At 48.4% G+C, this 14,845-nt stretch carries 11 protein-coding genes and 1 pseudogene; 9 read left to right on the top strand and 3 right to left on the bottom strand.

Annotated features, from left to right (window positions below; translation table 11 throughout):
* Positions 1 to 172 precede the first annotated feature (172 nt).
* The 7 genes and pseudogenes from QBE55_09860 (at position 173) to QBE55_09890 (ending at position 7,944) form a co-directional block, all read left to right on the top strand.
* Positions 173 to 2,086, top strand: coding sequence for an ABC transporter substrate-binding protein (locus tag QBE55_09860; GenBank protein ID WZL77845.1), 1,914 nt, complete (start codon positions 173 to 175; stop codon positions 2,084 to 2,086).
* Between the two features lie 151 nt (positions 2,087 to 2,237).
* The gene (locus QBE55_09865; GenBank protein WZL77846.1) at positions 2,238 to 3,224 is read left to right on the top strand and encodes an ABC transporter permease; all 987 of its coding nucleotides are present in this window, start codon (positions 2,238 to 2,240) and stop codon (positions 3,222 to 3,224) included.
* 16 nt (positions 3,225 to 3,240) lie between these two features.
* On the top strand, positions 3,241 to 5,076 hold the full coding sequence (locus QBE55_09870) for an ABC transporter permease subunit (protein WZL77847.1): 1,836 nt from the start codon (positions 3,241 to 3,243) through the stop codon (positions 5,074 to 5,076).
* Positions 5,077 to 5,088: 12 nt separating this feature from the next.
* Complete coding sequence (locus QBE55_09875; GenBank protein WZL77848.1) at positions 5,089 to 6,081, top strand: ABC transporter ATP-binding protein; 993 nt, start codon at positions 5,089 to 5,091, stop codon at positions 6,079 to 6,081.
* Position 6,082: 1 nt separating this feature from the next.
* A pseudogene (locus QBE55_09880) lies at positions 6,083 to 6,355 on the top strand (ATP-binding cassette domain-containing protein).
* A 312-nt stretch (positions 6,356 to 6,667) separates the two neighbouring features.
* Positions 6,668 to 7,645, top strand: coding sequence for an ATP-binding cassette domain-containing protein (locus QBE55_09885; GenBank protein WZL79916.1), 978 nt, complete (start codon positions 6,668 to 6,670; stop codon positions 7,643 to 7,645).
* Between the two features lie 89 nt (positions 7,646 to 7,734).
* Positions 7,735 to 7,944, top strand: a complete 210-nt coding sequence (locus QBE55_09890) for a hypothetical protein (protein ID WZL77849.1) — start codon at positions 7,735 to 7,737, stop codon at positions 7,942 to 7,944.
* A gap of 36 nt (positions 7,945 to 7,980) precedes the next feature.
* Here QBE55_09890 and QBE55_09895 read toward each other — a convergent pair whose 3' ends face one another.
* Both QBE55_09895 and QBE55_09900 read right to left on the bottom strand, forming a co-directional pair.
* Positions 7,981 to 9,255, bottom strand: coding sequence for a 2-hydroxyacyl-CoA dehydratase (locus QBE55_09895; GenBank protein WZL77850.1), 1,275 nt, complete (start codon positions 9,253 to 9,255; stop codon positions 7,981 to 7,983).
* A 49-nt stretch (positions 9,256 to 9,304) separates the two neighbouring features.
* Entirely contained in the window at positions 9,305 to 12,223 is a 2,919-nt protein-coding gene (locus QBE55_09900) for an acyl-CoA dehydratase activase-related protein (GenBank protein ID WZL77851.1), read from the bottom strand.
* Positions 12,224 to 12,459: 236 nt separating this feature from the next.
* Here QBE55_09900 and QBE55_09905 point away from each other — a divergent pair, with 236 nt between their 5' ends.
* Both QBE55_09905 and QBE55_09910 read left to right on the top strand, forming a co-directional pair.
* Positions 12,460 to 12,894 carry a hypothetical protein gene (locus tag QBE55_09905; protein ID WZL77852.1) on the top strand — a complete coding sequence of 145 codons (435 nt, stop codon included), beginning with the start codon at positions 12,460 to 12,462 and terminating at the stop codon, positions 12,892 to 12,894.
* 123 nt (positions 12,895 to 13,017) lie between these two features.
* Positions 13,018 to 13,995, top strand: coding sequence for a hypothetical protein (locus QBE55_09910; GenBank protein ID WZL77853.1), 978 nt, complete (start codon positions 13,018 to 13,020; stop codon positions 13,993 to 13,995).
* A 6-nt stretch (positions 13,996 to 14,001) separates the two neighbouring features.
* Here the strand turns inward: QBE55_09910 and dhaS are convergent, their stop codons facing one another.
* Positions 14,002 to 14,610 (bottom strand): dihydroxyacetone kinase transcriptional activator DhaS, encoded by a 609-nt coding sequence (gene dhaS, locus QBE55_09915; protein WZL77854.1) that lies wholly within the window; start codon positions 14,608 to 14,610, stop codon positions 14,002 to 14,004.
* Between the last annotated feature and the right edge of the window lie 235 nt (positions 14,611 to 14,845).

Here is a 14,845-nt window from a genome sequence, read left to right on the forward strand (position 1 = left end):
GCAAAAGCGATATCACGCAGGACAGTGGAAATTTGGGAACGCAGGTTTCGGATCGGATTGTTTCAAAAAAGTAAGGGCAGAGGTTTTAGGCAATGCAATCCTGCATTGCCTTAACAATATATATATAAAAGCATTCGGAGATACCGAAATGCGGATAAGGGAGGAATATTTTATGAAGAGAAGACTGGTATCCATTCTTCTGGTTGTATTTCTGCTGCTTTTGGCAGGATGCGGGAGGGGCAGTGAGACCGGTGTGGTGGAGAAGTCCGCCAAGCCAACAAAGGCATCGGATCAGGCGGACGATAAGGCGAAGGACAAAGACGAAGGGGAAAAGGCAGAAAATCAGATTGTCGTGGGGAATACCACGGAAATGTCCGGTGACTGGATTCCCTATTGGCAGAACAACGCAGCAGACAAGGATGTTTATGAGATGATTACCGGTCAGGGTTTGGTGGAGACCACCAAGGACGGGAAGTTTGTCATCAATGATACGGTTGTGAAAGATCATGAGATCAAGGAAAACGAAGATGGATCCAAAACTTATGTCTGGACCATCAACGATGGCCTAGTATATGACGACGGATCCCCTATCAACGCGAAGGATTATGTGACGTCTTACCTGTTCTGGTCTTCTCCTCAGGTCGGGGACGCCGGCGCAGAGAACTCCTATGGATATTATCTGAAAGGATGGAAAGAGTTTTCCGGTGGAGAATCCAAGGTGTTTTCCGGTGTCCGGCTCACCGGTGAGAAAACCTTTGAAGTCACCCTCTCCGCAGACGAGCTTCCTTACTTCTATGAGCTGGATGCAGTGGCCGCCAAACCGACGAAGCTGTCCTTCTGGACAGACGATCAGGTGGACATCAAGGACGACGGCGAAGGATGCTACTTTACCGACAACTTTACAACGGATGCCTATAAGGAGAAATTCAATCAGGCGAGAAGGGCGATCCCCCGTCCTTCCAGCGGAGCTTATGTTCTGAAAAGCTATGATGAATCCTCCAAGACAGCGGTGCTGGAAATCAATGATAAATATCCTGGAAACCGTGAAGGGCAGAAGCCTTCCATTCAAAAAGTCATTATGAAGAAAGTAAATCAGGATACCCAATTTGATGAGCTGTCCACCCACGCTGTAGATCTGTTGTTCCAGGCGGCAAGCGGGGACGATATCAATGCCGGGCTGGATCTGGTGCAAAAAGGCGGATTTGCTTATACGAAGTATCCCCGTTCCGGCTATGGCATGATTCAGTTTTCCTGCGATTTTGGTCCAACCCAGTTTGTGGAGGTTCGTCAGGCTCTTGCACACCTGCTGGATCGGAATGATTTTGCCAATTCCTTTACCGGCGGCTTTGGCTCTGTGGTAAATGGCCCTTATGGGGAGTCCATGTGGTTTTACCAGGAGACCAAGGCGGAGCTGAACGAAAAGCTGGATCAATACGCCTATAGCCTGGATAAGGCAAAGGAGCTTCTGGAGAAAGGCGGATGGATCTATGATGAAAAAGGCAATAAATATCAGTCCGGCACCCGCTACAAGAAGATGGACGACGGAAGCCTTATGCCTCTGGTCATTAATTGGGCTTCTTCCGAGAAAAATGATGTTTCCGAGATGCTGGTGGTAAAACTGATGAAAAATCCGGATGTGGCTGCGGCAGGAATGGAAATCCATCAGACCGTGATGACCTTCCCGGAGCTGCTGAACTGGCTTTACCGGGACGGTTCGGAGGATGCAAAATATGCAGTTCCCACCTATCATATGTTTAACCTGGCATCCGGCTTTACTCCGGCATATAATCTTATGACCCAATACACGAATGATCCCAAATTCCTGGAACAGGGCACCAATACCAACTTCATCAAGGATGAAAAGCTTGCCAGGCTGGCAAAGGACATGGTGAAGGTGGATCCGGAAGACAAGGAGACATACAAGAAGAACTTTGTGGCCTTTATTCAAAGATGGAATGAACTGATGCCGGATATTCCGCTGTACTCCAATATCTATCATGACTTCTATGCTGAGAAGCTGAAGGATTACGAAAAGAACGACTTAATGGAACTGGTGGATGCCCTGCTCTATGCCCACGTGGAATAAGGATAGGCAGACAGGTGTTTATCTCCCATAGTCGCTGGAAATAGGGTATTGGCATCAATACCCTATTTCCAGTATTCATTTTTCGATTGGTTTGAGCTTTTATCGGAAAGAATCGTTTCAGAATCATCGAAATAGGAGGAAGTGATTTACAGTGGGGAAGTATGTTGTAAAAAGAGTCCTGTATATGATATTTGTTTTTTTTATTATGTCCTTTGTTCTGTTTTCCCTGTATAATATGATCCCGGGGGATCCGGCCCGAAGCCAGCTGGAGATGGTGAAGAGCAAGTTGGATCCGCATGAATATCAGGTCCGGTATCAAAAGCTGCGGGCGGATTTGGGACTGGATGATCCCATTCCGATTCGATATGGAAAATGGATGGGCAGTATTCTGCAGGGAGACTTCGGAAAATCCTTTATTTATCGGCGCCCGGTACTGGATGTGGTGAAGCAGCCGCTGAAGAACACCATATTCATCAATGTGTTTTCTGTCATTCTCGCATTGGCCATTACCATTCCTTTGGGAATTCACTGTGCAGTGAAACGGAATTCCCTGTTTGATAAGGTCGTACAGGTTCTGACCATCGTCGGATACAGTATTCCGGTCTTTATCATCAGCCTTTTGTTCATCTTCCTGTTTGCCGTCGTTCTGCATTGGTTCCCGGTAAGTGGGATGAGCACGGCAGATTTCAAGGGTACGCCGGTTCGGTTGTTTCTGGACAGGCTGTGGCATCTGGTATTGCCCCTGGCGGTGATGACCGTCGGCTCATTGGGAGGGATGACAAGGTATGTCCGCGCTGCCATGTCGGATGCCCTGAGCATGGATTACATCAAGACGGCAAGGGCCAAGGGCCTGAAGGAGAAGGTCGTCATTTATTCCCATGCATGGAGGAATGCCCTGCTCCCCGTTATCACATTGATTATCGGATGGTTTCTCAGTATTTTTTCCGGTTCCCTGGTGGTGGAAACCATGTTCAACTGGAACGGGATGGGAAAGTTCTATATGGATTCCCTGAACAATCAGGATTATAATGTGGCGCTGGCCATTCAGATGTTTTATATTGTTGTTTCACTTGTGGGCTATCTGATCACGGACCTGAGCTACGGATTGGTTGATCCAAGGGTCCGGGTGAATCAGTAATGGGAGGTATTGCAAAATGAGCATAAATGTAAATGGTGAAACGAGAAAGAAAAAGCCCGGTTTCCTGCGCCTCCTGTTTGCAAAACTGTTTCAGGGGAAAAAGAAAATGTCCATATTGGAAGAGGAGCAGCTGCAAAGCCCGTTTCGAACGGTTCTCAACAACTTTCGGGACAATAAGGTTTCCATGTCCGCGCTGATTGTTTTTTTAATGATCTTTGTTGTTGCTCTGGTTGTTCCCTATTTTCTTCCCCTGGATTTGTCCTATTCGGACACCAGTCAGCAAAATCTGCCTCCCGGCAGGAACATGATGAGTTATCCGAGAGGCTCGAATGGAAAGGTATCAGTGATATCCACCGGCCCCTCCTTTTCGGTTGGGGCGTCTACGGATGGCAAGCTGTTTATCTGGGGGAAAACCGGGATCACCAGTAAAATTGATGTAAAATATGTTCCGGCCAACATGGGAAAGATTGTAGACCTTGTTGCCGGATACGATCATATTCTGGCGTTGAACGATCAGGGAAAGCTTTTTGCCTGGGGCAATGGCAGGCAGGGGCAAACACAGATTCCACCCGACGTGGAGCAGCTGGACGACATCCGGGAAATCAAGGCAGGGAATCAAAGCTCTGTGGTATTGTCCGAAGATGGAACCAGTTACTTTTTTGGAAATGACATGAATAATGACTACAATGCCTTTCACCCATATCAGGGTCAGCTGGCTCAGGTGGAGCTGACCTCCGATGCTGTTCTGGGGAGGACGACGGATGGGAAGGCCGTGTATCTGGGCTCCATGAAAAACGGATATTCCGAAATCCCGAAGAATATGGGCAATGTTACGGATATTGCCGCCACTTCTTCCACCATGGCTGCAGTCAACGATCAGGGGGAAGTGTTTGTATGGGGCAACATTTCGCAGAAGTGGAAGGAAAACCAGGTCCCGAAAACAAAAAGCAGGATTGTCGCCCTGCAGGGCGGTAAAAATCATTACACCGCCGTTACTGAAGACGGGGAAGTGGTTGCCTGGGGAGCGGATCAGTACCATCAGGCAACGGTGCCGAAATCCCTTCAGGGAACAAAGGTATCCGCGGTTTATACCGGATTCTTTCAAAATTATGCCATTACCAAAGACGGCAGCATCAAAACCTGGGGATTGAAGGGGTACCCGCTTGGTTCCGATGAAATGGGAAGGGATATCCTTACAAGATTGGTGAACGGCGGGCGCATGTCCATCATGGTAGGCGGTGTGGCGGTTATCATTTCCACCATTATCGGCGTTCTTATCGGGAGTATATCCGGCTATTTTGGAGGAAAGATCGATACTGTCCTGCAGCGGATCACAGAGATGATCGTTTCGCTGCCGTTCCTGCCCTTTGTCATGATACTGTCCGCATTGATCGGGAACTCCATGGGTTCCAATCAAAAGGTGTGGCTCATTATGGTGATACTGGGTTTTTTGTCCTGGCCCAATCTGGCCCGGCTGGTGCGCGCACAGGTGCTTTCCGTGAGGGAACAGGAGTACGTAGTTGCTGCCCGGTCGGTGGGAGTGAAGAAAAGAAATATTGTATTTAAGCACATTCTTCCAAATGTCATATCCGTCATACTGGTTTCGGCAACCCTGGATTTTGCCACCTGTATGCTCACTGAAGCAACGTTGTCCTTTCTGGGCTTTGGTGTTCCGGCACCGCAGCCGACATGGGGGAATATGTTGTATGGCGCAAACAGCAGCATCGTGATACAGAATTATTGGTGGAGATGGGTGTTTGCCTCCATTGTGCTGGGGATATGCGTGATCTGCATAAATCTGATCGGCGATGGTTTGAGAGATGCCATTGATCCGAAATCTCAGGAAAGGTAGGGGGGCTGACAAATGGCATTATTGGAAGTAAAGGATCTGCATACGTACTTTAAAACAAAACGTGGAACCGTAAAGGCAGTAAACGGTGTGTCCTATTCCGTGGAACCCGGCCGGACCCTGGGAATTGTCGGGGAGAGCGGCAGCGGGAAAAGCGTTTCCGCCATGAGCATAATCAAGCTGCTGGACGGCAACGGATATATCGACAGCGGGGAAATCCTTTTTGAAGGCAGGGACCTGGTCAAGGTCCCGGTGAATCAGATGTCCGGAATTCGTGGAAATGACGTATCCGTCATATTCCAGGAACCCATGACGTCGCTGAATCCGGTGTTTACCGTGGAGAGACAGGTGGGAGAACCGTTTATGATCCATCAGGGGCTGACGAGAAAGCAGGCGTCCCAAAAGGTGATCGAGGAATTATCCCTGGTAAAAATACCAAACCCGGAAGCAGTAGCAAAACAATATCCCCATCAGCTCTCCGGGGGCATGCGGCAGAGGGTGATGATTGCCATGGCTCTGGCCTGCCGGCCCAAATTGCTGATTGCGGATGAGCCGACCACTGCACTGGACGTAACCATACAGGCGCAGATATTGAAGCTGATGAATGAACTGAAAAGTGAAATTGACACCTCCATTCTGTTCATTACCCACGATCTGGGTGTGATCTGTGAAATGGCGGATGATGTGGCAGTGATGTATTGCGGGGAAGTGGTGGAGTATGCTTCTGCAAGAACCATTTTTTCAAAAACGCCGCACTTTTCTCACCCCTATACAGAGGGACTGATGTTTTCCATTCCGAGACTGGATATGCCGGTGGGCACCAGACTGGAAGCCATACCGGGGTCCGTACCCCATCCATTGGATCTTCCGAAAGGCTGCAAGTTTGCTCCCAGATGCAAATATGCCACCGACCGGTGCAGGGAAAAGCCGCCGGAACTGACGGAAGTTGAGCCGGGTCATACCGTACGCTGTTTCTATCCCGATATGGAGGTGAGAACCAATGGATAAGATGAAGGAGAAGACGGATCGAAAGGTTTTACTGAGAATAGAACATCTGAAGCAGTATTTCCCGGTAAAAAAGTCCAGTGTATTTTCCGGAGAACGGTTGTATGTCCGGGCAAACGACGATATATCCCTGGATATCTATGAAGGGGAGACCCTTGGTCTGGTGGGAGAAAGCGGATGTGGGAAATCCACGCTGGGACGTTCCCTGCTTCAGCTGTATCAACAGACCGACGGCCGTACGATGTACTACGGACGGGATGTGGATGAACTGGCTCCCAAATATGTGATGCATATCCTGAGTCATCTGACCGAAGAACGCAGGAAGATGGAAGAGCAAAAGAAAAAGGCAACAGAGGCAAGGAAACATTATGAATCTTTGCCGGATGGAAGGGAAAAGCAGGAAGCCTGGCTTGGTTACCGGAATGCCCATAAGACAGCACGGGATACCTTTCTGGATATTGTACAGCTCATCGGTGGTTTCTTTGTGGCGGAGGATTTGTCACCGATATCGGAAATCCTGGTGAAGGAGTATCAGGAAAGCGTAGCGGTGCGCAGACGGAAGGACCGGCTCAATATGGACCGGCTGGAGCTGGCTGCGCTGGAATCCACGTTAAAGGATAAGGGAAAAAGTGAAGCGGAAATCAAAAAGGATACGGTGGACAACCGGAAAGCCATTGATCAGAAGGAAAGCAGGCTTGCGAAGGAAGAAGCCGTACTACAGGAGGTACGGAACCGGATATATAAAATGATGGAACAGTACCGGTCCCATCCGGATTTTGAGAAATACGAGGCATACCGGGACAAGGGGATCAACCTGACCAGACTGACGGAAGAGGAGATGCGAACACTCCGGAAGGACCTTCAGCTGATCTTCCAGGACCCTTATTCTTCCCTGAATCCCAGGATGACAGTGGGGCAGATTATAACAGAAGGCCTGCTGGCTCATAAGATGTTTCACAGAAATGATAAAAAGCTGCAGGGTTATGTGATGGATACCATGGAGAAATGCGGGCTGGCTCCCTATTTCATTCATCGTTATCCCCATCAGTTTTCCGGCGGTCAGAGACAGCGTATCGGCATTGCCCGGTCCGTCGCCCTGAATCCGAAATTCATTGTATGTGATGAAGCCGTATCTGCGCTGGATGTATCCATACAATCCCAGATTATCAACCTGCTTCTTGATCTGAAAGAGCGGCAAAATCTGACCTATCTGTTTATCTCCCATGATCTCAGCGTCATCAAGTATATCAGTGATCGGGTCGGGGTGATGTATCTGGGCAATATTGTTGAACTGGCGGAAACGAAGGAACTATATGATGCGCCCATGCATCCCTATACGGAAGCGCTGCTTTCTGCCATCCCAACCACGGATATAGAAGATAAAAAGAAAGATGTTATTCTGGAAGGAGATATACCAAGTCCCATTCATCCCCCGGCAGGCTGTAAATTTCATACCCGATGCCGGTATGCAACAGAAATTTGCAGCAAAAGGGTACCTGAAATGAAAGAAGCAAGGCCAGGCCATTTTGTGGCGTGCCATCACCGTCTGAATCAGGGAAATGGATGAGGAATAAGTGGATCCCGCATTTTTATCCGATTGAACTGTTCGGCAGAATCCATTGGAATGAGAGGGAGTAAGGCGGTTTCGATGTCGATATGATTTTACAGAGTAAATTGGACCGGGCCATGGAATGGCTGAAGGATCAAAGCAAAAAGCCGGACGGCAGGAAGGAAGGAAAAGAAGAACGGGAAGAAAACACCCTTCTGGAAAAGAAGGATGTTTCTGCTCTGATCCTTTCCGCCCTGTGTGTATTCGGGCCGATTCTGCTGGTGCTTCTGGCAATCGCGCTGTGGGCTTATCGATAAGATAAGGGCTGCAGGATGGGAAAGCTGCGGCCGACGTCAGCCAGGATTGGCGAAGTTCAATTTGGCGGTGGACAGCATGAGCTTGATGCGGTTCTCCTGATTGATCCGCGTCGCACTCGGGTCATAATCGATGGCTACGATGTTGGCATTGGGATGGTTTTCCCTGATTTTACGGATCATTCCCTTTCCGACGATATGGTTTGGCAGGCAGCCAAAGGGCTGGGTGCAGACGATATTCTCCACGCCGGACGTTACCATCCCCAGCATTTCAGCTGTCAGAAGCCAGCCTTCCCCCATTTTGGCGCCGGTTGAGATATAACCGGAGACCAGGGATTTGATGTGTTCAAAGGAAGCCGGCACCCGGAAACGCTTTTGGGTCCGGACCGCTTCCCTCATCATGTTCTGCATTTTTTCCAGGAATTTTTTCAGAATAAAATTCAGGGTGGCAGCTGCTTTGTGACCGCCATACAGTTTTGCATCGGTCACTCCATTGTCGCAGCTGTAGAGGACAAAATTGAGGAGCCCCGGGATTTCCACTTCCGTGTCTTCCTTCAGAAGAAATTCCTCCAGATTATTGTTTCCCAGGGGAGAATACTGCATATAGATTTCCCCCACGATGCCCACACGGATCTTTTTTTTATCCTGAACGGGGATAGATGCAAACTCGGCCGCAATTTGATCCATATTCTTTTTTACTTGTTTGTTGTTCAGAATGCTTTTTCCGCTGAGCTCACGGCTTAGTTTCTGAATCCATTTTTCGGTCAGCCGGTCAGCAGCCCCTGTATGAACTTCGTAGGGGCGGACCTGATTGGAAACCAACATGAGAATGTCTCCATAAAGAACAGCATAGACCAGCTGAACCAGCATTCCCGGTGTGATCTGAAATCCGGGATTTTTTTCCATACCATTCATATTGAAGGAAACCACTGGTATCTTTTCCAAACCGTTCTTTTTCAGGGCCTTTCGAAGCAGATAGATGTAGTTGGATGCCCGGCAGCCGCCTCCGGTTTGGGTAATAATGAGGGCGATCCGGTCAATGTCATATTTTCCGCTCTGAATGGCATCCAGCAACTGTCCAATGACCAGAAGGGCAGGATAGCAGGTATCATTATGAACATTCTGAAGCCCTTCGTTTATAATCTGCGGATGGGTAGTGCGCAGCAATTCCATATGATAGCCGAACTTGTCCAATATATTTTTCAAAAAAGTAAAGTGAATGGGAAGCATCATCGGCATCAGGATGGTGTATTCCTCTTTCATTTCCTTTGTAAACAGCAGTCTGCCGTCTTTTGCATATTCCAGTTTACTCATGGATTCACCTCTGACAACTCACTGTCCGGAGACAGTCTCTCTATTGTATTTATAATGAAACAGCTGCAATCAGACTGCGCAGACGGATCCGGGCAGCTCCGAGATTACTGATTTCATCAATTTTGATCTGGGTATAAAGCCGGGATCCATCCTCCAGGATCCTGCGCACTTCATCGGTGGTAATGGCGTCCAGCCCGCAGCCGAAGGAAACCAGCTGCACCAGCTGCATATTGCGGTGCCGGGTTACATACTTTGCAGCGGCATACAGCCTGGAGTGATAGGTCCACTGATTCAGGACATCCATCTTTTCCTTTTCTTCCAGGTAGCTGATGGAATCCTCCGATACGACCACCAATCCCAGGGAATTGATCAGCTGATCCATGCCATGATTGATTTCCGGATCAATGTGATACGGCCTTCCTGCCAGGACAATCACCTGGTAACCATTCTTTTCTGCGAACTCCAGCGCTTTTTTCCCGTAGGAACGAACATCTTCCTGGTAGTGGGAATATTCTGCATATGCCTTTTCGGTTGCTGCCTTTGTAATCTTTTCCGGCACTCCAAATTCCTTTTTGAAATACCGGCCGGCTTTTTTTACAAATTTTTTCGGACTTGACAACGAAAAATAAGGATTCAGGAAGTTGATCTGTTCCAAAGCGGAGATATTTGCCTTGATCAGCTCCGGGTAGTAGGCGACGACCGGGCAGTTGTAGTGATTGTCTCCTGCATGTTCATCAAAGTTATACGTCATGCATGGATAGAAAATCGTGGAAACTCCCTTCTCCAGCAGCTGTTCAATGTGTCCGTGCATCAGTTTGGCAGGGTAGCATACCGTATCGGACGGAATGGTATGCTGTCCTTTTGTATAGGTTTTACGGGTGGTGGGACCGGAAAGTACGACTTCAAATCCCATCTCCGACAGCAGGGTATGCCAGAACGGGAGATTTTCGTACATATTCAATCCCATGGGAATGCCAATCCTGCCAAGAGGCGCTTCTTTTCCGGGCTGATATTTCTTCAGACGCTCCAGCTTAAACCGATAGGCATTGGGCAGCTCGGTTTTCTTTTTCTTTCCAAGAGGCCGGTCGCACCGGTTTCCGGAAATATATCGTTCCTTTCCGCTGAAGAGATTGATGGTAAGCTTGCAGTGATTGGTACAGCCGTTGCAGGTGGCGGCCTTTGAGGTATGGGTGAATGCGGCAAGCTCCGCCGGACCCAGGACATTGGAATGTTCTCTGCCCAGATCCTTTGCATGGAGGGCGGCGCCAAAGGCTCCCATCAATCCGGCAATGGGCGGCCGGGTTACCTGCTTTCCGGTCTCCTGCTCAAAGCTGCGGAGGATGGCATCGTTCAGGAAAGTCCCTCCCTGCACTACAATATGGTTGCCCAGCTTATCCGGAGAGGAAATACGGATCACCTTGTACAATGCATTTTTAATAATGCTCATGGCCAGGCCGGCGGAAATATCCTTTATATCCGCACCGTCTTTCTGGGCCTGTTTCACGGAGGAATTCATGAATACGGTGCAGCGCGATCCGAGATCCACCGGATGCTCTGCAAACAGGCCCAGTTTTGAAAATTCGGAAATCGAATATCCCAGCGCCTGGGAAAAGGTATCGATAAAGGAACCGCAGCCGGAGGAGCAGGCTTCGTTCAGCATAATGGAATCAATGGCGTTGTTTTTTATTTTCATGCATTTGATGTCCTGTCCGCCGATATCCAGGATAAAATCCACCTGTGGATCATAGAATCGGGCGGCAAAATAATGGGCAACGGTTTCGACGATGTTTCCGTCCAGATGGAAGGCATTTCGGATCAGCTCTTCCCCATAACCGGTGGAGGCGGCAGCACGGATCCGGATCCGGTCCCCGCAGAGACGGTAAATGTTTTTCAGTTGTTCCTTTACCAGGGGAATCGGTTCCCCATAATTGGACTGATAGAAATCATACAGGATGTCACCGTCCGGTGTGATCAAAACCAGCTTGATGGTGGTGGAACCGGCATCGATGCCTAGATAGGCGTCTCCCTGCCATGTCCGGATATCAAGGTGGTCCACCCTGTCCTTGCTGTGACGGGCATAGAATGCCTGATAATCTTCCGGGGAATCAAACAGGGGAGGGGCGCATTGGATGGCACTCCGGTTGTACTGCGCCCCGGAAAGCTGATCCATGAGCTCTTCGTAATCCATGGTGGCGGTGTTTTTACTATACAGAGCAGCGCCCAGCGCAACATAGTACTCTGCATTGTCCGGAAACAGGGCGTGTTCGTCATCCAGGGACAGGGTATCGACAAAGCGCTCCTGCAGGCCCTTTTGAAAAGTCAGGGGGCCGCCCAGAAAAGCGACTTTTCCCTTGATCTCACGTCCCTGGGCCAAACCGGCAATGGTCTGATCCACAACGGCCTGATAGATGCTGGCAGCGATATCGGATTTATTGGCTCCCTGATTCAGCAGGGGCTGTATGTCGGATTTGGCAAAAACACCGCAGCGGGATGCGATATTGTAAATCTTTTGATGCCCGGCGCTCAGTTTGTCCAATTCCTCCAGGGATACATTCAGCAGGGAAGCCATCTGATCGATGAAGGCTCCTGTGCCGCCTGCGCAGCTGCCATTCATTCTCTCTTCAATTCCTCCGGTCAGGAAAAGGATCTTTGCGTCTTCTCCGCCCAACTCGATGACAGCATCCACGTTTTCCTGAAAGTTTTCCACGGCTATCTGGGTGGAAAAAACCTCCTGAACAAATTCCAGCCGGGCATCCCTGGACAATCCCAGTCCGGCAGATCCTGTGATGGCGACCTTCAGACGGTTCCCTTCCAGCAGATCATCAAGACCTTTGAGAATCTGCATGGTATTTTCCCGGACCTGTGCGTAATGCCTTCCGTAATGCTTGTATATGATATTGCTTTTTTCATCCAATACAACGACCTTGACTGTGGTGGAACCGATGTCAATCCCGATGAAGCAGTTCATCTTTTCACCTTTTCTTTTATCAATGGTTTATTGAAGTACTCACCTAAGTATTCAATTATATATTGTATACCAAACTTTATCAACACCCAAACAGCCGGTTTTGTATGAATGCCAGGCATTACAGCATTACAGGGCGTTGCGCCTGCTGCGGTATCCGGGGCCATGCTGTGGGGAAACTGTCATATTCTCCTTTTTATCGAATAGATAATAATAGAGATAGGAAAGGGGGAAGACCAATGCCCAGACCGAGAACACTCAGTTACGCGTTGAACAAAAAAACAGACAAGTTGTTGAAAGTGTATCGTCAAAAAGCGACGGATCTGGCTGTCATGATACCGGTTGGACTGGTCGCTGCCCTGTTATGGGGTTATTTCCTTGGAAATATGGACTATTATATGAACAGCTGGTTCTCCCTTCCTGCTGCGGCTCCCAATGGCGCTCCCCTGCCTTCCTGGCTGGAAGCGGTTTATTTCCGCCTTCTGCTGGTTACCACCGTGATTTTCGGCTGCATGTATGCATTTTGGAACAGGCATAATGAGAAATACAAAAAATACAAGAAAGAGATTCTGGAGATCCTGGAAGTAAACCCCTGTGAACACAGAAGCCCGTGTTCCTGTAAGGACGACTACTGCCGCTGGCTGGAAAAGGAAGAAGGAGTGGATTTACTATAGTGAAATAGACAAATAAGAATATTTGTAAGGATTTTTAACACTTCTACTATTTTGACAATAGAGAATAGCTGCACTCCGGGCTACAATAAAATTGGGTTTTTGAATTCACAGGAGTTGATCACATTGGATCTGCAGCATCGTTTGGTACGTCAGGCTATTAATATAGCGGTCAGCAAAGCCATGGAGGATATGAAGAGCAGTACGAAGCGAAGTACCAGGAATCTGGTGGATCTGGGGCTGCTTTATGCCCAGACAGAGACGCAGAAAAATTTTTTCAGCATTGCCAAAAAAATCATTTCCAGTCCCCAGACTCCGTACCATATTCTTATTTCCAGTATGATCACCGATGTGAACAATGACACGATCAGGAAAGTGGGATTGAATCTGGGATACAGCAGTTTAATCCACGGAGCCCGCAAGCTGAAAAAGAGATGGAAAAGCACAGGGGATTTGGCTCCCTGGCTGATCATTTTTGACCGGAGTGAGCCGGATCCGGACTTCTTTCCCAATATGGACCGTTGTATTCAGGAACTCCGGGAACTTGGCATTTACTCCTATATCGTCTGCCTGCATGACACAGGGGACGTTTCCAGGCTGTGCGACATTGTGGAGCGGTACGATGAATGCATGTTTGCCCTGAAGGTGCCGCCCGACGTCATTACAGAGGAGACGGCGGATATCGTGGGCAGGAGAAACAATATGATTGTTTCAGTGCAGGCAGAGGGCAGCGATCTTCAATGGAAGGGCAGGGGAACAGCATTCCACCTGCTGCGGTGCAACCGGTGTCTCTATGGATTCCATGTAAATTACAACGATAAGACAATGATTCCGGCAGTTGCCCCGGAGTATGTCCGGTCCGCCATTGATTCCGGCTGTTTCTTTGGAATATACGTTGCGGAAGAGGGCGTTTCGGACGAATGCAGAAAGTCCGTTTATCACTTTGCACGCAGCACAAGAGGGGAAAATGGCCAGCCGCTGCTGACGATGGAGTGGTATCGGGATATTCATGACATCACAAAGGCCATTCTCTCCGGGGAGGGGTATCGGAAGGTGGATCTTTCTGCCCGGAAGACCAATCAAGTGTATCTCAGTACGACGTAAAGGACTTCAGTCCTTTTCTTTTTTTGTCATTTTTGTTATTTCTTTTCCGGACGATTTTTGGATTTGGTCCGCCAGTTCATGAAGGACGCTCCCATCAAAAAAGCTACGGATCTTCTCTATGAATTCCGCAGGATCTTCTTTCATGCCCTCATTGGCCCAGCGGATAAGAAAAGCAACAAAAGCAGTAGCAAAGAACGATACGAAAAATTCCCATTTATCACGGTCGTACTTCTCCGGGGGCGGGGAGTTTTCAATCGCAGATATGGCAATATCCCTGATGTAAGTATTCAAATACTCAGGGAAGGAATTTTGCCCGGTGGTGTTGAGTGCATTGGTATAAAATGTTTTGTTTTGCTGCATGTAGCAGCAAAGATCCTTCAAACCATCCGTCCAGTTCTCAAGGGAATCATAAGAGGTCATAAACCGGGTGGTCTCCGTGTAGTAGATCCAGTTCATCAAATCGTATTTATCTTTAAAGTGGTAATAGAAGGACTGCCTGGTCAGACCGCATTCGTCCACAATATCGCGGACGCTGAGTTTATTGAAAGACTTTTTCGTCATTAATTTTTTCAGGGAATTCGCAAGGGCAATCTTTGTTATATTTGCATCCGGCATTGCAGCAAACCCTCCTGCTTTTCCCTCTTCTGCCTGCAGCAATCTTCGGTCATTTATTATTTCCTTTCTTCCCTGATCAAATCAGGACCTCTTCCTAAAGTATAGCAGGTATTTGAGACAGAAACAAACTGTATCCAAAAAAAATATAAAAATTTTAATCCTGAGGAGGAATTATTATATCTACGTCGAATATACTTATTAATGTAACAAAATTGTAATGTATTCGAAACATGGA

It is taken from the genome of Eubacteriales bacterium mix99, from assembly GCA_038396605.1.
In the GTDB taxonomy this organism is placed as follows: Bacteria; Bacillota; Clostridia; order Caldicoprobacterales; family DTU083; genus UBA4874.

What these genes read in the sequence shown, in the direction of transcription:
- QBE55_09860 (WZL77845.1), top strand. Translation starts at nt 173, where the DNA reads ATGAAGAGAAGACTGGTATCCATTCTTCTGGTTGTATTTCTGCTGCTT.
- QBE55_09870 (WZL77847.1), top strand. Translation starts at nt 3,241, where the DNA reads ATGAGCATAAATGTAAATGGTGAAACGAGAAAGAAAAAGCCCGGTTTC.
- QBE55_09875 (WZL77848.1), top strand. Translation starts at nt 5,089, where the DNA reads ATGGCATTATTGGAAGTAAAGGATCTGCATACGTACTTTAAAACAAAA.
- QBE55_09890 (WZL77849.1), top strand. Translation starts at nt 7,735, where the DNA reads ATGATTTTACAGAGTAAATTGGACCGGGCCATGGAATGGCTGAAGGAT.
- QBE55_09895 (WZL77850.1), bottom strand. Translation starts at nt 9,255, where the DNA reads ATGAGTAAACTGGAATATGCAAAAGACGGCAGACTGCTGTTTACAAAG.
- QBE55_09900 (WZL77851.1), bottom strand. Translation starts at nt 12,223, where the DNA reads ATGAACTGCTTCATCGGGATTGACATCGGTTCCACCACAGTCAAGGTC.
- QBE55_09905 (WZL77852.1), top strand. Translation starts at nt 12,460, where the DNA reads ATGCCCAGACCGAGAACACTCAGTTACGCGTTGAACAAAAAAACAGAC.
- dhaS (WZL77854.1), bottom strand. Translation starts at nt 14,610, where the DNA reads ATGCCGGATGCAAATATAACAAAGATTGCCCTTGCGAATTCCCTGAAA.